The organism is Variovorax sp. KK3, from assembly GCF_001984055.1.
Taxonomy (GTDB): Bacteria; Pseudomonadota; Gammaproteobacteria; order Burkholderiales; family Burkholderiaceae_C; genus Variovorax.
Genome location: NZ_LYVO01000020.1, coordinates 15264 through 34631 on the forward strand (window position 1 = coordinate 15264; position 19368 = coordinate 34631).

Genomic DNA, 19368 nt, shown 5'->3' on the forward strand with positions numbered 1-19368 from the left:
CGGTGGTCCTCAGCCCTTGCGGCCCCAGCCCAGCATGCGGCCCAGCAGGCCGCCACGCTTGGTGCCGCTTTCGGCAGCAGCCGGCGCCGCAGGTGCGGCGTCGATCGCGGTGCCGGCCGCGGCCGAGGCCAGCTGGCCCAGGCTCTCGAACACGTAGCGCCGCGGCTCCACGCGGAAGCCCATCACCTGCTCGGCCTGCTGCACGACGCGCATCGCCAGCAGCGAATCGCCGCCCAGGTCGAAGAAGTTGTCGTTGGCGCGGATGTCGTTCACGTCGACGGCCAGGGCGCTGGCCCAGATCTGCGCCAGCTTGGCCTGCTCGGGCAGCAGCAGCACCTGCGGCTGTGCCGGCCGCGATGCCACCGTCTGCGCGGTGGTGGGCGTCGGCGCGTCGCTGGCGGCCAGGCGCTGCAGGTACACGGCGCTTTCCGAGCCTTCGGGTGCCGACAGCGTGGCCAGCGTGGCGTCGGGCTGCTCCGCCACCCTGCGCAGCAGCTCGAGGTAACGCTCCTTGAAGGCAGCGCCGGTTTCGCGCTTGTAGATGTCGGCGTTGTAGACCACCGCGCCTTCGAGGCCCGTCGGCTTGTCCATCAGCCAGATGCCCAGGTCGTCGGTGGCGCCGCGCTGCGGCAGGTGCATCTGCTTGTGGCGCAGGTTGCCGATGTCGCGCGGCCGTTCGCGGGCGTCCTGGAACGAGAACAGCGCCTGGTACAGGCCCACGCCCTGGGCGCGTTCCTTGAACTCGGGCTCTTCCACCAGGCGCTCGAAGGGCACTTCCTGGTTGCTCATCACGGCGATGAGTTCCTGCCGCACGTAGCGCATGAATTCACCGAAGCGCAGGCTCGAATCGACCTGGAAGGACAGCGGCAGCACGTTGTTGAAGAAGCCCATCACGTTCTCGAGCTCCGGCGCCTCGCGTCCGCGCACCGGCGTGGCGACCACGATGGCGCGGCTCTCGATGATGCTGCTCATCATCACCAGGTAGACGCCGAGCGTCAGCATGCTCAGCGTGACGTCGTGGCGCTGGCACAGCTCGCGCAGGCGGTTGGTGAGCTGCGCGTCGATCGTGATCCACAGGCCGCCGCCCTGGCCGCTCATGCCGGCCTTGCGCGGCATGTCGGGGCGCAGCGCCTTGGGCGTGGGCGAGTTGGCGAAGCGGTCTTTCCAGTAGCGCAGCTGCGTCTCGAAGCCCGGGTCGGTCAGCCACTTCGAGTACCAGTCGGCATAGTCGCCGTGGGTGGCGGCCAGCGCGGGCAGGCCGTGTTCCTCGCCGCGCACCAGCGCGCCGTAGATCGCGGACATCTCGCTCTGGAGCACGTCGAAGGACCAGCCGTCCCACACCAGGTGATGCGGCACGAACACGAAGGCGTGGTCGTCGTCGGCCAGCCGGTACATCGCCGCATGCAGCATCGGCGCCTTGTGGATGTCGATCGGGTTGTCGGCCAGCTCGTGCATGCGCTCGACCAGCTCGGTCTCGCGCTGGTCGGCGGGCACGTGGCTCAGGTCGATCACCGGCAGGTCGTAGCTGACCTTCGGCGAGATCAGCGCGACCGGCTCGCCCGACTCGGGGTGCTTGCCGATGGCCGTGCGCAGCGAGGCCTGGCGGTCGATCATGATGGCCAGCGCCGCCTTGAACTTGGCGACGTCCATCGGCCCGCTCAGGCGGTGCGCGGAGGGCGAGCTGTAGGTCGCGCGGCCCGGATGCAGTTCTTCGACGAAGCGGATGCGTTCCTGCGCGAGGGTCAGCGGCGCGCTGGTGCGACCGGGCAGGTGCGCGATCGGCAGCCGGCGCGGCGCGTCGGTCCCGTTCAAGCCTTCGATGGCCGCGGCCAGTCGCTCGGCGGTGGGCGCCTCGAACAGCAGGCGCAGCGGCACCGTCAGCTCGAACTCGCGCGAGAGCAGCGTGGTCAGCCGCGCCGCCAGCAGCGAGTGGCCGCCCAGTGCGAAGAAGTCGTCGCGGATGCCCATGCCGGGCAGGTTGAGCACCTGTTCCATGGTCTTGAGGACCGTGGCCTCGCGCTCGTTGCGCGGCGCCAGGCGTTCGCCGGCGTCCTTGTGCGTGGCGCTGGGCTTGGGCAGGGCCTTGCGGTCGACCTTGCCGTTGGGCAGCAGCGGAAAGGCGTCGAGCGTCACCACGTGCTGCGGCACCATGTACTGCGGCAGGCGGGCGCGCAGGTGGCGGTCGAGCGCGGCCAGGTCGATCGTGGTGCCGGCCGACGGCGCGAGGTAGGCCACCAGGCGCACGTCGCCCGGCTGGTCTTCGCGCGTCACGACCAGGCTGCGGGCCACGTTGTCGATGTCGTTGCAGCGGGCCTCGATCTCGCCCAGTTCGATGCGGTAGCCGCGTACCTTCACCTGGAAGTCGAAGCGGCCCAGGTGCTCCAGCAGGCCGTCGTTGCGCCAGCGGCCGCGGTCGCCGCTGCGGTAGATGAGCGTCTGCACGCCGTCGATCGCGGTGGTCACGAAGCGCTCGGCCGTCAGCTCGGGGCGGTCGAGGTAGCCGAGCGTCACGCCCAGGCCGCTGATGCAGATCTCGCCCGGCACGCCGATCGGGCAGGGCTGCAGGTTTGCATCGAGGATCCAGACGCCGGTGTTGGCCATCGGCTTGCCGATGGACACGCCGCGCGCCGCCACCAGCGGGCGCTCCATGCGCCACACAGTCGACCAGACGGTGGTCTCGGTCGGGCCATAGAGGTTCCACAGCTCGGTCGTGCGGTCCATCAGGTCGAGCGACAGCTCGGCCGGCACCGGCTCGGCGCCGATCCAGGCGCGGAAGCCGCGCGGGCCGGACCACTGCGCGTCGAGCAGCAGGCGCCACATGCCGGGCGTGGCCTGGAAGATGGTGATGGCTTCCGACTCGAGCATCGCGCGCAGGCGATTGCCGTCCATCGCGACTTCGCGCTGCACGATCACGATCTCGGCACCGGCGGCCAGCGGCAGCATGACTTCGGGCACCGCCATGTCGAAGGACAGGGTGGTGACGGCGGCCAGGCGGTCTTCGGGGCCGATGCCGGGCTCGCGCATCATGCTCTGCAGCAGGTTGGCGACCGCGCGGTGCGGCACGCACACGCCCTTGGGCTTGCCGGTCGAGCCCGATGTGTAGATGACGTAGGCGGCGTCTTCGCCTTGCGGGTCTTGCGCGCCGGGGGGCAGGGCCGTGGCGGGCAGTTGCTGCCAGTCGGTGTCGCGGTCCAGTTGCAGCACGCGCTCGGCCGCGTCGGGGCGCCAGGCCTTGGGCGCGGCGGCGACGCTCGACGAGGTCAGCAGCAGGCCCAGCTTCGCGTCTTCGGCGTAGTAGTCCAGGCGTGCCTGCGGAAAGGCGGGGTCGAGCGGCACGTAGGCGGCACCGCTCTTGAGCACGGCCAGCAGGGCGACGAACATGTCGATGCTGCGGTCCAGGCACAGGCCCACGCGTTCGCCGCGGCCCATGCCGCGCGCACGCAGCGCATGGGCGAGCCGGTTGGAGCGTTCGTCGAGTTCGCGGTAGTTCACGCGCTGCTGGCCATCGCGCAGCGCCGGCCGGATCGGCTGCGACGCGGCATGCGCCACGAAGCCGGCGTGCATCAGCGGCGCGCCCTCGATCGGCGTGGGCGCGGGCTGCAGCGCGCTCAGCGCGTGCGTTTCGGCGTCCGACAGCAGCGGCAGGCGGCCCACGGTCTGCGAGGGCTCGCGCACCACGGCGCGCAGCAGCGTCTCGTACATGCCGAGCCAGCGGCGCACGGTGTCTTCGTCGTAGAGGTCGGCGTTGTATTGCACTTCCATCTGCATCCCGCCGCGCACCGGCATGATGTTCAGGAAGAGCTCGAAGTTCTCGTAGCGCCGGCCGATGCTGCTCTGCTCGACCACCAGGTCGGGAAAGCTGCCGTCGCCGGGCGCGACGTCGCGGTCGACGTTGAAGAGCACGTTCACCAGCGGCAGGCGGCTCGGGTCGCGCGGCACCGGCAGCTTCTTGAGCAGCGCGCCGTAGCCCAGGGTCTGGTGCTCGAAGGCGTCGAGCAGCATGCTGGCCGATGCCTTGGCCAGCTGGTCGAAAGGCATCTGCGCCTCGACACCCACGCGGATCGGCAGCAGGTTGACGCAGTGGCCCACCAGCGTGGGCATGTCGCTGGGCATCTGGCCCGCGGCGGCGATGCCGACCACCAGGTCTTCCTGCGCGGTGATCCGGTGCAGCATGGCCGCGAAGCCGCTGAACATCGTCGCGAACAGGCTGGTGCCGGCGGTGGCGCCGAACTTGCGCAGCCCGTCGATCAGCGACTGCTCGAGGACGTGGTCGATGCGGTAGGCGTTGAAGGTGCGCACGGCCGGACGCGGGTGGTCCAGCGGCAGCTCCAGCACCGGCAGGCTGCCGCCGGCGTAGCGCTTGAGCCAATAGTCGACGTGGGCCTGCATCTCGGGGCTGGCCGACTCCTTCGTTTCCCATGCAGCGTAGTCGGAGTACTGGGCTGCGGCATCGAGTGCCGGGCCGGCGCCGACCTGTTCGGCATAGAGCGCACCGAGTTCTTCGCTGACCACGCCCCACGACCAGCCGTCGCACACCACGTGGTGTGCGCTCAGGATCAGCATGTGATCGATGTTCGACAGGCGGTAGAGCGCGGCGCGGAACAGCGGGCCCTGCTCCAGGTCGAAGCGCTGCAGCACGACGGAGAGGCTGTCTTCTTCGAGCCGGCGCTGCTGCGCGGCGGCGTCGAACGTGCTCAGGTCGTGTTCCGCCAGCGCCACCGGCGTCGGCTCGCCGATCAGCAGCTCGGTGCCGTCCGACGAGATGGTCGCGCGCAGCGACTCGTGGCGTGCCACCAGCCGGTCGAGGGCGAGTGCGAGCGCAGCGGAGTCGAGCGCGCCGCGCAGCCGCAGCCGCATCGATTCGTTGTAAGCCAGCGAAGCCTCGGGGCTCAGCTGGTCACCCAGCCAGACCTCGCGTTGTGCTTCGGTGGTGGGAACGATGCGCTCGATCAACCCTCCCGCGAACGGGTCGAAATCTTCGGCGGCGTCCGGGGCGGACAAGGTGGCGACGGCGTCGGTCATGCTTGGTACTTGGTGAATTTTCCTTGGGCCTTCGGATCGGGGACGAACCAGGCGGGCTGTCCGTCCTTGTCTCTTCCGAGGCGCGCGGTGGGTGTAGGCGGATGCGACGGATCGAGCGTCATCTTGGGTGCGGCGCGGCGCGGCAGCATCTCGGCTTCCTGCAGCTCGGCGACCGACTCCTTGAACGCCGACTTGATGGTGGCGATGTCCTGCTGCGTATGCGATGCGGTCATGAAGCAGGGGAAGTTGTCGAGGATGTGCACGCCACGGCTGCGCATCATCGCGAACAGAAGGTCCTGCAGGGGGTGGTCTTCCAGCCAGGTGATGCGCCAGAGCGAGGAGAAGTACCGGATTTCGATCGGCGCGCCGACTTCGCGGCAGAAGGCCGTGAGCTCGTCGGCCAGCGCCGCGGTGTGCAGGTTGAGCTGGGTCTGCAGCTTGTTGTTGTCCTGCTTGAGGAATTCGAGCGAGGCCTTGGCCGCGGCCAGCGCCAGCGGATGCCGCACGAAGGTGCCGGCGAAGTAGGTGACGCCCACGCCGGGCACCGAGTCGTCGCCGTACTGCCAGGCGCCGCCGTCCAGCGCGTCCATGAACTGGCGCTTGCCGGCGATCACGCCGACCGGGAAGCCGCCGCCCAGCACCTTGCCGTAGGTGGCGAGGTCGGCGCGGATGCCGAACAGGTTCTGCGCACCGCCCAGGTCGCAGCGGAAGCCCGTGATCACCTCGTCGAAGATGAAGCAGGTCTGCGACTTCTCGGTGATGGCGCGGATCTCGCGCAGGAACTCCTTGGGCTGGAACTCGGGCCGCCGGCTCTGCACCGGCTCGACGATCACGGCCGCCAATTCGTCGGCGTGCGTGCGGATGAACTCCAGCGACTCGGGCGCGCCGTACTCGAGCACGCGAATGTCGCCGAACATGCCCTGCATCACGCCCGGCGCTGCCGACATGCCCTTGGCGTTGCGGCCGGCCCGTACCAGCACCTCGTCGAAGATGCCGTGGTAAGAGCCGGTGAAGGTGACCACCGTGTTGCGGCCCGTCACCGTGCGCGCGATGCGCATCGCGCCCATCACTGCCTCGGAACCGGTGTTGCACAGGCCGGCGCGGTCGAAGCCGGTCAGCTCGCACAGCAGTTTCGACACGTCGGCGGCCAGCGGGTGCTGCGGGCCGATTTCGTAGCCCAGGTCGAGCTGCTTGCGCACGGCGTCGTTGATGAAGTCGGGCGTCCAGCCGAACAGGTTCATGCCGAAGCCGTTGAGCACGTCGACGTATTCGTTGCCGTCGATGTCCCACACGCGCGAGCCCTTGGAGCGGTCGACCACGATCTGGTAGGTGATCTCCTTGGTGGCCGGGCGGAAGCCGTTGACCACGCGCGGGTCGGCCATGTGCGAGCGGTTCTCGGCGGTGAAGGCCTTGCTCTTCTGCGTGCGGTCGATGTAGCGGCGGATGAAGGCGGCCAGGCGCGCCTTCTGGCGCTCGGTCGGCTCCTTGCTCTGCGTGTGGATGCGGGCGATGGCGCCGAAGGCCTTCTTGACGTCGTACTTGATGGCCGGCAGTGCTTCTTCGGCGCCCGGCTCCGCGGCCTGCGGGGCCGTGGGGGTATTGGACGCCGTAGCCGCGGCGGAGGCCTCGGGCGTGGGTTGCTCCACCACCTGCGCCGGCAGCACGGGGCTGGCCGGAACCTGTGGCACCGCCGACAGCAATGCGAGTTGCTGTTGCATCAATTGCATCTGCTGCGCGATCAGCTGCTGCACCGCGCCGCCGTTGACGGCGGTCATGGTCATCGCAGGCAGGGGCTGAAGCACCACGGGCGCCGCGGCCATCACCGGCATCGCGGCCACGGCCTGCTGCGGGGCCACGGCTGCGGCTGCCACCGCCACGGGCGCGGCAGGCGCCGCTTCGGGCGGCAGCGTGGCGTCGAGGAACTCGGCCAGCGCGTCGAAGCTGCGATAGCTCTCCATCAGCTGGCGGAAGGTCAGGTTGACCTTGAAGGTCTTCTTGACCTGCAGCGCGGCCTGGGTGAGGGTCAGCGAATCGAGGCCGATCTCGATGAAGGGCACGGTGCCGTCGACATGGCCCATGTCGGCACCGGAAACATTCTCGAAGACCTCGCGCAGGCGGGAAACCAGCGAGGCGCGGCGCGATGGCGCGGAGGCGGGAGCAGATGCAGCAACGGTCATGGCCGGTTCCGGAAGGGTGGTAGACGGGGTGGACAAGGTGATCGCAGAAGAAGGCGTGGCGACGGCAGCAAGGGCGACTGGCGCGGCGCCGCGGGGCACGGCGTCGATCCAGAAGCGCTTGCGTTCGAAGGGATAGGTGGGCAGCCGCACGCGCTGCTTGCGGGTGCGGGTGTCGAGCACGGTCAGGTCGGGCTGCGCGCCCAGCGTCCAGAGACGGCCGGCGGCCAGGCGCAAGGCCAGGGTTTCGTTGTCGCCGCGGTCGCTGCCGAGCGCGACGGCCTGCACCGGCTGGCCGGCCGCGGCGTGCTGGCGCACCAGCATCGTCAGCGTGTTGCGCGGGCCGACTTCGATGAAGAGCGGATGCGACTCGCGGGCCTGCACTTCGCGGATGGCCGGCGAGAAGCGCACGGTCTCGCGCAGGTGGCGGGCCCAGTAGCGCGGATCGGTGGCCTGCTCGGTGGTCAGCAGCTCGCCGGTGAGCGTCGAGTACACCGGCACCAGCGGCGCCGACAGCGTCATGCTGCGCACCAGGGCCTCGAAGGGCGCCACCGCCCCGTCCATCATCGACGAGTGGAAGGCGTGCGAGGTCTGCAGCACGCGGCACACGATGCCGTCGGCTTCGAGGCTGGCGGCGAAGGCTTCGATCAGCGGGGTCGGGCCGGCCGCGACGCTGGCGGTCGGGCCGTTGTCGGCGGCGAGCGAAATGCCTTCGGGCAGGCGCGGCGCGAGCTGCGCGGCCGGCAGTCGCACCGACAGCATCGAGCCGGGCTCCATCGACTGCATGAGCGCGCCGCGGCGGGCAACCAGCCGGGCCGCGTCTTCGAGGCGCATCACGCCCGACAGCACGGCGGCGACGAACTCGCCGACGCTGTGGCCGACCAGCGCCTGCGGATGCACGCCCAGCGCGATCAGCTGGCGGGCCATGGCGTATTCGAGCGCGAAGGTGGCGGGCTGGGTGACGGAGGTCGGCGACAGGGCAGCCGGGTCGTCCGACTGGAGTGCTTGGCGCAGATCGGCGTCCATCGCACCTTCGAAGGCACGCAGGCAATCGTCGAAGGCCGCGCGGAAGGCCGGATGCTGCGCATGCAGGTCCCGGCCCATGCCGTGGTACTGCGCGCCCTGGCCGGGGAACATGAAGACCGGCCGTGCTTCCCACGCGGGTGCCGTGCCGGCGGCGCGCTGGGCCGAATCGGCGGTGCGCAGCGCCTCGACGGCCTGGGCGGCCGAATCGGCCACCACGCACAGGCGGTTCGCGAAGGCCTTGCGGCCGACCTGCAGCGTGTGGGCCGCGTCGGCCAGCGACTGGCCGGGCTGCGCTTCGAGGTGATCGGCAAGCCGGCCGGCCGCGGCCGACAGCGCTGCAGGCGTGCGGGCCGAGAGCACCAGCACCTGCGGGCCGACACCGTTTTCCACGGCGTCGCGCACAGGCGCTTCTTCCACGATCACGTGGGCATTGGTGCCGCCGACGCCGAAGGAGCTGACGCCGGCGCGGCGCGGCTCGGCGGCGCGCGGCCAGTGGATCGGCCGGTTGGCCACGTGGAAGGGCGTGGCCGAGAAATCGATGGCGGGGTTCGGCGCCGTGAAATGCAGCGTGGCCGGAATGCTTTCGGCCTCGAGCGCGAGCGCCGCCTTGATGACGCCGCCCGCACCGGCCGCAGCCACCATGTGGCCCAGGTTGCTCTTGAGCGAGCCGATGGCGCAGAACTGCGTGTCGGCGGTCTGGCGCGAGAAGGCCTTGACCAGGCCTTCGATTTCGATCGGGTCGCCCATCGGCGTGGCGGTGCCGTGCGCTTCCACATACGAGATGCTGCGCGCGTCGAAGCCGGCGCTGTCGAGCGCCGCGGCGATCACGGCGGCCTGGCCGTCCGCGCTCGGTGCGGTGAAGCTGGCCTTGCGGCCGCCGTCGTTGTTGATGGCGGCGCCGCGGATCACGGCGCAGACCGGATCGCCATCGGCCAACGCCTGTGCCAGCGGCTTGAGCAGCACCACCGCCGCGCCGTCGCTGAACACCGTGCCGCGCGCATTGGCGTCGAAGGTGCGGGTGTGGCCGTCGGGCGACAGCATCGCGCCTTCTTGATACAGGTAGCCGCTGTTGGGCGGGCAGGTGACCGACACGCCGCCGGCCAGCGCCATGTCGCACTGGCCGGAACGCAGCGCGTGGAAGGCTTGGGCGATCGCCACCAGCGAGGTCGAGCAGGCCGTGTGCACGCTGACGGCCGGGCCGGTCAGGTTGAGCCGGTGCGCCACACGGGTCGCGATGTAGTCCTTCTCGTTGGCCACCACCAGCATGACTTCGCCGGCGTCCTCGACCAGGTCGGCGCGCGGCAGCAGGTGGCGCTGCAGGTAGGTGCCGTTGTTCATGCCGGCGTAGATGCCGATCGGGCCCGGGTAGCTGTCAGGCACGTGGCCGGCGCGCTCGAAGCATTCCCAGCACAGCTCCAGGAAGATGCGGTGCTGCGGGTCCATCAGCTCGGCTTCCTTCGGGTTGATGCCGAAGAAGGCCGCGTCGAACAGGTCGACGTCCTTCAGCACGCCGCGGCCGCGCACGTAGGAGGGGTCGGCGCGCTCGGGGCCGACCCAGGGGTCGAGCTCCATGTCGTCGAAGAAGCGGATCGAATCGCGTTCGGCGCGCAGGTTGTCCCACAGCTGCTCAACGTCGGACGCGCCGGGGAAGCGGCCGGCCATGGCGATCACGGCGATCGGCTCGTCGGCCCGGTGGTCACGACGCACGGCGCGCGGCATGCGCTGCGGGTCGACGCTCGCGCCGCCTTGGCTGGCCAGTGCGGCGGCGACGCCGGCGGGCGTCGGCGAACCGAAGATCAGTTGCGGCGTGAGGGTGCGGGCGTTGTCCTTCTGCAGGTCGGCGAGCACGCGCAGCACGCGCAGAGAATCGCCGCCCAGGTCGAAGAAGTTGTCGTTGCGTCCGGCGCGGTCGATGCCCAGGGCGCGGGCGAAAGCATCGCACACGCGTGCTTCGGCGGCGCTGCGCGGTTCCTCGAAGGCCTCGGCCATGTCGGGGCGGGCGGCCGCGGGCTTGGGCAGCGCGCGGCGGTCGATCTTGCCGTTGGCGGTGATCGGCAGCGCGTCCATCCAAATGTGCGCGGTCGGCACCATCACTTCGGGCAGCCGCGCAGCCAGATGGTCGCGCACCGATTCCCACGGCGTTTCTTCGCCGGCCGCCACCAGGTAGGCGACCAGGCGGGCATTGCCGGTGGCGTCCTTCAGGGCCTGCACGCAGCTCGACTGAATGGCGGGATGCGTGGCGAGGGCCGCCTCGATCTCGCCGATTTCGATGCGGTGGCCGCGGATCTTCACCTGGCCGTCCTGGCGGCCGAGGAATTCGATGTTGCCGTCGTGCGCCAGCCGCACGCGGTCGCCGGTGCGGTAGAGCAGGCCGCCGGCCACGAAGGGGTCGGCGACGAAGCGTTCGTTCGTGAGTTCGGGCCGGTTCAGGTAGCCCTTCGCCACGCCGCGGCCGCCCAGGCACAGCTCGCCGGCCATGCCCGCGGGCAGCAACTCGAGCGACGGGCCCGTCACGTAGGCGGTGGTGTCCTTGATCGGAATGCCGATCGGCAGCGTGGCCGCGTCGGCCGGCAGGTCGGCCGGGATCGCGTAGGCGGTCGCGATGGTCGTGCATTCGGTCGGGCCGTAGGCGTTGACCAGTTTGAGCGCCGGCAGGGCCGCGAGCGAGCGCCGCACGTGCGGCACCGAGATCGCCTCGCCGCCGATGAAGATCTGCTTCACGCCGGCCAGGTGCGACGGGTTGCCGTCGATCACGGTGTTGAACACCGCGGCGGTCGTGAAGATCGTCGTCACGCCGAAGGCGCCGATGGTGCGGGCGAGGCCCGGGCCGGTCGGCATGTCTTCGTCGTGGACCGCGCAGCAGCCGCCGTTGAGCAGGGCACCCCAGATCTCGGCAGTCGACACGTCGAAGCCCAGTGGCACGCTGTGCATCACCACGGATTCGGCCGACAGGTCGACGTAGGCCGCATCGACCACCAGCCGGATGATCGAGCGATGGCAGATGGCGGTGCCTTTGGGCAGGCCGGTGGAGCCCGATGTGTAGATGGTGTAGGCGACCGTTTCGCCGTCGATGGCGACCGGCTGAAACGCCACGCCGGCCTCGGCGGGGACGTCGTCCGCGCGCACCAGCGTCAGGCCTGCGGGCAGCTCGGCACTGCGCTGCGCGTTCGTGACCACCACGCGGGCGTCGGCGTCGCGCACCATGAATTCGAGGCGATCGGGTGGCAGGCTGGACACCAGCGGCAGGTAGGCCGCGCCGGTCTTGACGATGGCCACCAGCGCCACGATGGACAGCGCCGAGCGGTCGAGCGCGACGCCGACGATCGTGCCGGGCGCCGCGCCCGCGGCCTGCAGCCGGGCGGCGAGTTCGGTCGCGCGGCGGTCCAGCTCGCGGTAGCTCATGCGCGTCTGGCCGTCCACCAGCGCCAGGGCGTCGGGACGCTCGGCGACGTGGCGCTCGAACAGGGCCGTCACGCTCGCTGCGCGGTCGTAGGGGGTGGCGGGCAGATTCCAGGCGTGGAGCTGCTGCTCGCGCTGGGCGGCCGACAGGGTGGCGATGGTGTGCAGCTCGGCCGTGGCGTCGGCGGCCAGCAGTTGTTCCGCGATGGCGGCCACGGCCTGGAGCAGTTCCGATGCGGTGCCTTCGTCGCAAAGGCCGGCGTCACGCGTGAGTACCAGCTGCGCGGTCGGCTGGGTCGAATCCAGGGAGATCAGGATGTTGGTCGGCTGCCGGGCCGAACCGGCACCGCGGCGGGCCGCGTCGACGCCGGCCAGCCAGGACGCCACGGCGGTCGACGGCCGGCAGTCGATGCGGCAGGTCCGGGAGGCTTCGTGCAGTTCCACACTCTCGATGCCGGTCCAGCGTGCCTGCGCGAGCGCCCAGGCCGCGAGAAAGGGGGTATCGGGAAGCCAAGCTGCCGCGCGCACGCTGGACTCGGCGCGACCCGTCAGGGCGGCAGCCAGGTCGAGGGAGGTCCGGATCTGGTCTTCGCCGCCCGTGCGGATGTCCGCAGAGGCGAAGAGGTCGAGCAGTGCCAGGGCAGAGTCCTGGGGGCCGGTTTCGCGGTGAGAGCTTTCCATGGCCGTGGGCTTCGTCGTCGATGGAGATTCAGATGGATCGGGTTGAGGCGGCTATGAAAGTTGTTGTTTCAGAGCTGCAATATAAATACAAAGTGTTCAAATTTCTCTACTCCGAATGGCGCATCGGGTATTCACCGCAGACCCGAACCCCTATGCCTTTTGGTGGAAGCCTCCTGCAACACCGGATGCATCTCGTTGCACCTGACCTACAGCTGAGTGGTCCGGTCGACACGATTGTGCCTTGGTTCTTACAATTTGAATACAAACAGGCTACTTCAAACCCGGCAAAACCGGGAAGAACTCATAGAAAAGTGCTATTTACTTGAATCTGCCGCGCGCGAGGCCGGAAGGCCGTTGTAACGATTGCCGTCAGGCCGCGGCCTCGTCCAGCGTGTCCTGGTCCAAGTGCCCTGTATCGCCCCAGCCGACGAGCGTGAACCCCTGGGGAGTCCAGAGAAGCCGGTTGATGGCCGCATTGCCCAGGTGCCAGGTGCGCGGCGCCTGCAGCTCCTGGCCGGTCGCGGCGCGGTAGAGCACGTCCATCACGCCGCCGTGGGCCACCAACACGACCAGCTCGCCGGGATGGCGCTGCGCCAGGCTCGACGCGATGCCGGTCACCCGTTCACGGAAGGCCAGGAGTGACTCGCCACCGCCTTCGGGTGCGAAGGCCGGATCGCGGGTGCGCCACAGCCGGGCCTGCTCGGGCAGCGAAGCGTCGATGTCGGCGAAGGTGCGGCCCTCGAAATGGCCGAAAGCCCGTTCCCGCAGGCCGGGCTCGGGCTCCACCTCGAGGCCGCGCGGGCGTGCGATCGCCTGGGCGGTCTGCCAGGCACGGGCGAGGTCGCTGGCATAGATGGCGCCGATCTCCTCGTCCGCCAGCGCCTGGCCGACGCGCTCGGCCTGCCAGAGGCCGGTGGCGTTGAGGGCGATGTCGAGCTGGCCCTGGATGCGCGTGTCGACATTCCAGGCGGTTTCGCCATGGCGCACGGCAATCAGTCGGGTGGCCTCCATCGGGCAAATTCTAGGCGTCGGCCTTCGATCGCCTTGTCGGATCAGTTCCTCGACGTCGGAATCTCGATGTCGACCCGGCGCTCGCCCGCCGGCGGGGTCGGAAAGCCCTGAAGCGCGGCCTGGAACATCACGGGCAGCACGGCCGCGCTGCGGTTGTAGGGGCCGTCGTTGCGTGCCCGGGTTTCGTACACCACGCGGTTGGACGGCAGCTCGCGCAGCACCACGCTGACCTCGCGCGCATACCAGGGGTTGGCCGGCGGCGTGAAGGCCGGCCCGTACCAGCCGCCGCCGTACCAGCCACGCCCGTACCAGCCCGCCCCGTAGCCCCAGGGCCGGTTGCGGTAGTAGCCCGGCCACAGGCCGCCCTGGTAGTACCAGGGGTCGGCCCAGGGCGAGAGCTCGGCCGTCACGCGGGCGCCGATCTGCGCGGTGTACTGGGCATTGGCGTCGTCGCGGCGCAGGCCGGCACGCTCCAGGGCAGGGCCGGCCATCTCTTCCAACTGCTGTTGCTGCGCCTCGCTGGCTTGCTGGGAGGGCAGGCGCTCGAAGCGGTAAGTGGCACCCGCGGGCACCGCCTGCAGGCTGGAGAAGCTGCGGACCTCGCTGTCGACCACCCAGCGGGTGGCGCAGCCGCTGAGGCCGAGGGTCAGCGCGAAGGCGGTCAACAGGTGCTTCATGCGGATCTCCTTGCCGGGGTGCCGGGCACCTGCGGCGGCTAAAGCTGCACGACGCGCAGCGGCGACGGCATCGGGAACTCCGGCGGGTCGAAGGCCTTGTCGCCATCGTCGTCGGCCACGCCGGTCGCCTTCAGACCCTTGAAGTCGAACGACGTTCCGTCCAGCAGGTGCGAGGGCACGACGTTCTGCAGGGCGCTGAACATGTTCTCCACCCGGCCCGGGTGCTTGCGCTCCCAGTCGCGCAGCATCTCGCCGACCTGCTTGCGCTGCAGGTTCTCCTGGCTGCCGCACAGGGTGCAGGGAATGATCGGGAAGGCGCGGTGCTGCGCCCAGCGCGTCGTGTCCTTCTCGGTCACGTAGGCCAGCGGCCGTATCACCACGTGCCGGCCGTCGTCGCTGACCAGCTTGGGCGGCATCGACTTGAGCTTGCCGCCGAAGAACATGTTGAGGAAGAAGGTCTGCAGCACGTCGTCGCGGTGGTGGCCCAGCGCGATCTTGGTCGCGCCCAGCTCGTCGGCCACGCGGTAGAGGATGCCGCGGCGCAGCCGGCTGCACAGCCCGCAGGTGGTCTTGCCCTCGGGGATGACGCGCTTGACGATGGAGTAGGTGTCCTGCTCCTCGATGTGGAACGGCACGCCCAGCGCCTTCAGGTAGTTGGGCAGCACCTCTTCGGGAAAGCCGGGCTGCTTCTGGTCGAGGTTGACCGCGACGATGTCGAAGTGCACCGGCGCGCGGGCTTTGAGCTTGAGCAGGATGTCGAGCAGCGCATAGCTGTCCTTGCCGCCCGACACGCAGACCATGACCTTGTCGCCCGCCTCGATCATGTTGAAGTCGAAGATCGCGCGGCCGACTTCGCGGCACAGGCGCTTTTCGAGCTTGTGGGCCTCGCGTTCGATCTTCAACGTGTTCGCAGGCGCATCGGGGCCCTGCGCCGCTCCATCGTCGATCCATACAGCGCTCATGGCTTGCTCCTGAACACCTCGACGCCGACCGCCTCGCAGTCGGGGTACACGTCGGGCTTGGCCGTCGACACCCGCGCCGCGTGCACCTTGGGATGCAGCAGCACCTGCTCGAGGATGTCGTCGCACAGCGTTTCCTGCAGGTGGATGTGGCCCTTCGACAGCCGCGTGGCGACGGTGCGGCGGATGAAGTCGTAGTCGACCACCTCGTCGAGCTCGTCGGCCTTGGGCGTGGAGACGTCCAGCGGCACGTAGAGGTCGACGTTGATGATCACGCGCTGTTCGGCACGCTTCTCGAATTCGTGCACGCCGATGTTGATCCAGACCTCGTAGTCGCGCAGGAACACGCGCCGGCAGGTGGCGAGCAAGGGGTCGATGGGTGTGTGGCTCATGGCTTCGGGGCCTTCAGTAGCTCGTCGACGACGAACATGATGTCGCGTGGCAGCGGCACGAGGTGCTGGCCGTTGTCCACGCTCAGGGTGGTGCCGGTCACGCTGGGCGTGCCGGCCAGGAAGACGCAGGCGCGCGCCACGTCGGCCGGGTCGATGGGCCGGCGCATCAGGTTGGCATGCGCCGCTCGGCGAAAGTTGGCCTCGTTTTGCGGCCCGCTGGTGAAGAGGATGCCGGGCGCCACGCCGCACACGCGCAGCGCAGGCGCCAGCGACTGTGCCTGCAGCGCCACCGCGCGCTCCAGTGCGAGCTTGGAGACGGTGTACGAGAAGTAGTCGGGGTTCAAGTTGTAGACCTTCTGGTCCAGCACGTGGATCGCGCAGCGGTCGATGCCGTCGCCATCGCGGGCTTGTCGGGCCAGCAGGCGCGCGAAGTCGAGCGGGGCCATGAGGTTCACGCCCAGCTGGCGCATCGCCGCGTCTTCCTCGAAGTCCAGGCCGGTGTCCGGCTCGAAGGCCGAGGCGTTGTTGACGATGCAGCAAAGCGGTCCCTCGGCGCCGATGTGATCGAGCAGCGAACGCCGGCCGGCGCTGCTGCCGATGTCGGCCTCGACCGCCGTCGCCTGCAAGCCCTCGGCCCGCAGCCGCGCACACAGCGCCTCGGCATCGTCGCGCGACGAGCGGTACTGGCACCACACCGCCCAGCCCGCGCGCGCGAAAGCCTCGCAGACGGCGGCGCCGAGCCGCCGGCCGCCGCCGGTCACGAGCACGCCGGGGCGTGGAGTGGGTTCGCGCATGCTGATAGATTTCCTGACTTATGACCGAGGACCACGGCGCCGAGCGCGCGGACCCCCTGAGCCGGATTATCGACGCGGCCCTGCAGCGCGCCGGTGGCTGGCTGCCCTTCGACCGCTTCATGGCCCTGGCCTTGTACGCGCCCGGCCTGGGCTACTACGCGAACGCGAGCCGCAAGTTCGGTCGCATGCCCGAGTCCGGCAGCGACTTCGTCACCGCGCCCGAACTCACGCCCTTGTTCGGCCGTGTCCTGGCGCGGCAGGTGGCCGAGGCGCTGGAGCGCACCGGCACCGACACGCTCTGGGAATTCGGCGCCGGGTCCGGCGCGCTGGCCGTGCAATTGCTCGAAGCGCTGGGCGACCAGGTGGCGCACTACCGCATCGTCGACCTGTCCGGCACGCTGCGCGAACGCCAGCAGCATGCGCTGGCCGCCCATGCCGGCAAGGTCGAATGGCTGTCGGAGCTGCCGGAACACATGCGCGGCGTGGTGGTCGGCAACGAAGTGCTCGATGCGATGCCGGTGCAACTGCTGATGCGGCGCAGCGGCCGGTGGTTCGAGCGCGGTGTGGTGCGGCGGCAGGACGGCGCCCTCGCCTGGGACGATCGACCCACCGAACTGCGCCCGCCCCTCGACATCGAAGGCCCCCACGACTACTTGACCGAGGTCCATCCCCAGGCCCGCGCCTTCATCGCCACGCTGGCCGAGCGGCTCGAGCAGGGCGCCGCCTTCTTCATCGACTACGGCTTTCCCGAGGCCGAGTACTACCACCCCCAGCGCCACATGGGCACCGTGATGTGCCACCGCGGCCACCTGGCCGACGCCGATCCGCTGGCCGATGTCGGCCTGAAGGACATCACGGCGCATGTCGACTTCACCGGCATCGCGCTGGCCGGGCAGGACGCCGGCCTCGCCGTGCTGGGCTACACCAGCCAGGCGCGTTTTCTGCTCAATGCCGGGCTGCTGCCGATGCTCGAAGCCGCTACGTTGCCCGAACGCACGCTCGCCGCGCGCCTGATCCACGAGCACGAGATGGGCGAGCTGTTCAAGGTGATCGGCTTCGCGGTGGGCGAGGGCTGGGACGCCCTGGGTTTTGCCGAGGGAGACCGCAGCCATACGCTGTAGCAAGCAGGGCGCACGGGGCGCCGCGCAGCCTCAGTTTTGTTGGCTCTGAGCTAACAACGAACTATTCGTTGGCATCAGGCGGCCAGGCTTCTACAGTCCGCGGTTCCCCGTTGAACCGTATCGAATGTCTGCCCCGCCCGATTCCGCACCCGCCCAGGACTTCGAGATCCGCCGTTTCGATGCGCCCGTCGGCGCCGAGGTGATCGGCCTCGACATCGGTCGCCCCATCGACGCCACCGATTTCGCGCGCATCCACCGCGCGCATCTCGACCACCACGTGCTGGTCTTCCGCGACCAGCGCATCACGCCCGACCAGCACATCGACTTCAGCCGCCGCTTCGGCCCGCTCGAAATCCACGTGCTGCACCAGTTCCACCTGCAGGACCATCCCGAGATCCTGATCGTGTCGAACATCAAGAAGCCCGACAGCGAGCCGCTGGGGCTCGGCGATGCCGGCGCGTACTGGCATTCCGACATCTCCTACAAGCCGAAGCCCAGCCTGGGTTCGCTGCTCCACGCGCAAGAGCTGCCGAGCGAGGGCGGCGACACGCTTTTCGCCGACCAGCACCTGGCCTGGGAAGGCCTGTCGCCCGAGCTGCAGCAGCGCATCCTGCCCCTGAAGGCCGAGCACAGCTACCTGGCCAAGTACGAGGAACTGCGCGCCAAGAATCCGTGGCGCCCCAAGCTGTCGGAAGAGCAGGTCGCCAAGGTCGCCCCGGCCGTGCAGCCGGTGGTGCGCACGCATCCCGAGACCGGCCGCAAGGCGCTCTTCGTCAGCGAGCATTTCACGACCCGCATCGTCGGCCTGCCGCAGGCCGAGAGCGACGCGCTGCTGGCCGAACTCTTCGCGCATAGCGTGAAGCCGGAGTACGTGTTCCGCCACCAGTGGGCGCCGCACGACCTGGTGTTCTGGGACAACCGCTCGCTCATGCATCTGGCCGCGGGCACGCCCGACCACCTGCGCCGCAAGCTCTACCGCACCACGATCGTGGGCGTCACGCCTTTCTGACACTTCGAGTTCCCGATCCATGAAGACCACATTCGCACGCCGCGCCGCGGCACTCATCGCCGGCATCGGGCTGGCCGTCGGCAGCCTGGCCGCCCATGCCGAAGGCCGCATCCGCATTGCCGAGCAGTTCGGCATCGTCTACCTGATGCTCAACGTGGCCCAGGAGCAGAAGCTCATCGAGAAGCACGCCAAGGCGGCCGGCGTCGATGCCAAGGTCGAGTGGGTCAAGCTCTCGGGCGGCTCGGCGGTCAACGACGCGCTGCTGTCCGGCAACATCGAGATCGCCGGCGCCGGCGTCGGCCCGCTGCTGACGCTGTGGGACCGCACGCACGGCAAGCAGAACGTGCGCGGCGTGGCCTCGCTCGGCAATTTCCCGTACTACCTGGTCACGAACAACCCGAACGTGAAGTCCATCGCCGACTTCACCGAGAAGGACCGCATCGCACTGCCGGCCGTCGGCGTGTCGGTGCAGTCTCGCGTGCTGCAGCTGGCATCGGCCAAGCTCTGGGGCGACAAGGAGTTCAACCGCCTCGACAAGATCAGCGTGGCCCTGCCGCACCCCGATGCAGCCGCGGCCATCATCAAGGGCGGCACCGAGATCACCGGCCACTTCGGCAACCCGCCCTTCCAGGAGCAGGAACTCGCGGGCAACCCGAATGCGCGCATCGTGCTCAATTCATACCAGGTGCTGGGCGGGCCGGCCTCGGCCACCGTGCTCTACGCCACCGAAAAATTCCGCAGCGAGAGCCCCAAGACCTACAAGGCCTTCGTCGACGCGCTCGACGAGGCGGCGCGCTTCATCACGGCCAACCCCGAGAAGGCGGCCGACATCTACCTCAAGGTGAGCAACGCCAAGATCGACCGCGACCTGCTGCTCAAGATCATCAAGAACCCCGAAGTGCAGTTCAAGACCGTGCCGCAGAACACCTACGTGCTGGCCGAGTTCATGCATCGCGTCGGCGCCATCAAGAACAAGCCCGCCTCGGTGAAGGACTATTTCTTCGATGACGCGCAGAACGCGGCCGGGAACTGAGCGTGTCGTCTGCATCCGCGCTGGCCTTGCGCCGCGGTGTGTCGGGTTCGCCCTTGCGCGACCCGGCGCC

The 19368-nt window shown here is 69.4% G+C and carries 11 protein-coding genes; 4 read left to right on the plus strand and 7 right to left on the minus strand.

All coding sequences use genetic code 11. The features are described 5' to 3' along the window. Positions 1 to 9: 9 nt before the first annotated feature. Both B0W80_RS11980 and B0W80_RS11985 read right to left on the minus strand, forming a co-directional pair. Positions 10 to 5022 (minus strand): non-ribosomal peptide synthetase, encoded by a 5013-nt coding sequence (locus B0W80_RS11980; protein WP_076999366.1) that lies wholly within the window; start codon positions 5020 to 5022, stop codon positions 10 to 12. Then, positions 5019 to 12302 carry a type I polyketide synthase gene (locus B0W80_RS11985; protein WP_076999367.1) on the minus strand — a complete coding sequence of 2428 codons (7284 nt, stop codon included), beginning with the start codon at positions 12300 to 12302 and terminating at the stop codon, positions 5019 to 5021. The genes B0W80_RS11980 and B0W80_RS11985 overlap by 4 nt, the downstream gene beginning before the upstream one ends. 20 nt (positions 12303 to 12322) lie before the next feature. On the opposite strand from B0W80_RS11985, the gene B0W80_RS34870 reads away from it, so the two are divergent. Continuing rightward, on the plus strand, positions 12323 to 12628 hold the full coding sequence (locus B0W80_RS34870) for a hypothetical protein (protein WP_218668893.1): 306 nt from the start codon (positions 12323 to 12325) through the stop codon (positions 12626 to 12628). A 43-nt stretch (positions 12629 to 12671) separates the two neighbouring features. Here B0W80_RS34870 and B0W80_RS11990 read toward each other — a convergent pair whose 3' ends face one another. Genes B0W80_RS11990 through B0W80_RS12010 form a run of 5 tightly spaced genes read right to left on the minus strand, consistent with a single transcriptional unit; the run spans position 12672 to position 16135 of the window. Beyond that, positions 12672 to 13313, minus strand: coding sequence for a histidine phosphatase family protein (locus B0W80_RS11990; protein ID WP_076999368.1), 642 nt, complete (start codon positions 13311 to 13313; stop codon positions 12672 to 12674). A 41-nt stretch (positions 13314 to 13354) separates the two neighbouring features. After that, complete coding sequence (locus B0W80_RS11995; RefSeq protein WP_076999369.1) at positions 13355 to 13990, minus strand: DUF4136 domain-containing protein; 636 nt, start codon at positions 13988 to 13990, stop codon at positions 13355 to 13357. A gap of 38 nt (positions 13991 to 14028) precedes the next feature. Further along, positions 14029 to 14952, minus strand: a complete 924-nt coding sequence (gene ttcA / locus B0W80_RS12000) for a tRNA 2-thiocytidine(32) synthetase TtcA (RefSeq protein WP_076999370.1) — start codon at positions 14950 to 14952, stop codon at positions 14029 to 14031. Next, the gene (locus B0W80_RS12005) at positions 14949 to 15341 is read right to left on the minus strand and encodes a dihydroneopterin aldolase (RefSeq protein ID WP_076999371.1); all 393 of its coding nucleotides are present in this window, start codon (positions 15339 to 15341) and stop codon (positions 14949 to 14951) included. Before B0W80_RS12005 ends, ttcA begins: the two co-directional genes overlap by 4 nt. Next, on the minus strand, positions 15338 to 16135 hold the full coding sequence (locus B0W80_RS12010) for an SDR family oxidoreductase (RefSeq protein WP_076999372.1): 798 nt from the start codon (positions 16133 to 16135) through the stop codon (positions 15338 to 15340). Before B0W80_RS12010 ends, B0W80_RS12005 begins: the two co-directional genes overlap by 4 nt. A gap of 20 nt (positions 16136 to 16155) precedes the next feature. Here B0W80_RS12010 and B0W80_RS12015 point away from each other — a divergent pair, with 20 nt between their 5' ends. The 3 genes from B0W80_RS12015 to B0W80_RS12025 all read left to right on the plus strand — a co-directional run bounded on the left by B0W80_RS12015 (position 16156) and on the right by B0W80_RS12025 (position 19298). Next, positions 16156 to 17256 carry a class I SAM-dependent methyltransferase gene (locus tag B0W80_RS12015; RefSeq protein WP_076999373.1) on the plus strand — a complete coding sequence of 367 codons (1101 nt, stop codon included), beginning with the start codon at positions 16156 to 16158 and terminating at the stop codon, positions 17254 to 17256. Between the two features lie 124 nt (positions 17257 to 17380). Next, positions 17381 to 18265, plus strand: coding sequence for a TauD/TfdA family dioxygenase (locus B0W80_RS12020; protein WP_076999374.1), 885 nt, complete (start codon positions 17381 to 17383; stop codon positions 18263 to 18265). Positions 18266 to 18284: 19 nt separating this feature from the next. Next, positions 18285 to 19298, plus strand: a complete 1014-nt coding sequence (locus B0W80_RS12025; RefSeq protein ID WP_143684589.1) for an ABC transporter substrate-binding protein — start codon at positions 18285 to 18287, stop codon at positions 19296 to 19298. Positions 19299 to 19368: the final 70 nt, after the last annotated feature.

Coding starts and splice junctions, on each gene's coding strand:
- ttcA (WP_076999370.1), bottom strand. CDS start 14,952: ATGAGCGCTGTATGGATCGACGATGGAGCGGCGCAGGGCCCCGATGCG.
- B0W80_RS11995 (WP_076999369.1), bottom strand. CDS start 13,990: ATGAAGCACCTGTTGACCGCCTTCGCGCTGACCCTCGGCCTCAGCGGC.
- B0W80_RS12010 (WP_076999372.1), bottom strand. CDS start 16,135: ATGCGCGAACCCACTCCACGCCCCGGCGTGCTCGTGACCGGCGGCGGC.
- B0W80_RS12020 (WP_076999374.1), top strand. CDS start 17,381: ATGTCTGCCCCGCCCGATTCCGCACCCGCCCAGGACTTCGAGATCCGC.
- B0W80_RS11990 (WP_076999368.1), bottom strand. CDS start 13,313: ATGGAGGCCACCCGACTGATTGCCGTGCGCCATGGCGAAACCGCCTGG.
- B0W80_RS11980 (WP_076999366.1), bottom strand. CDS start 5,022: ATGACCGACGCCGTCGCCACCTTGTCCGCCCCGGACGCCGCCGAAGAT.
- B0W80_RS12005 (WP_076999371.1), bottom strand. CDS start 15,341: ATGAGCCACACACCCATCGACCCCTTGCTCGCCACCTGCCGGCGCGTG.
- B0W80_RS34870 (WP_218668893.1), top strand. CDS start 12,323: ATGGAGATTCAGATGGATCGGGTTGAGGCGGCTATGAAAGTTGTTGTT.
- B0W80_RS12025 (WP_143684589.1), top strand. CDS start 18,285: ATGAAGACCACATTCGCACGCCGCGCCGCGGCACTCATCGCCGGCATC.
- B0W80_RS12015 (WP_076999373.1), top strand. CDS start 16,156: ATGACCGAGGACCACGGCGCCGAGCGCGCGGACCCCCTGAGCCGGATT.
- B0W80_RS11985 (WP_076999367.1), bottom strand. CDS start 12,302: ATGGAAAGCTCTCACCGCGAAACCGGCCCCCAGGACTCTGCCCTGGCA.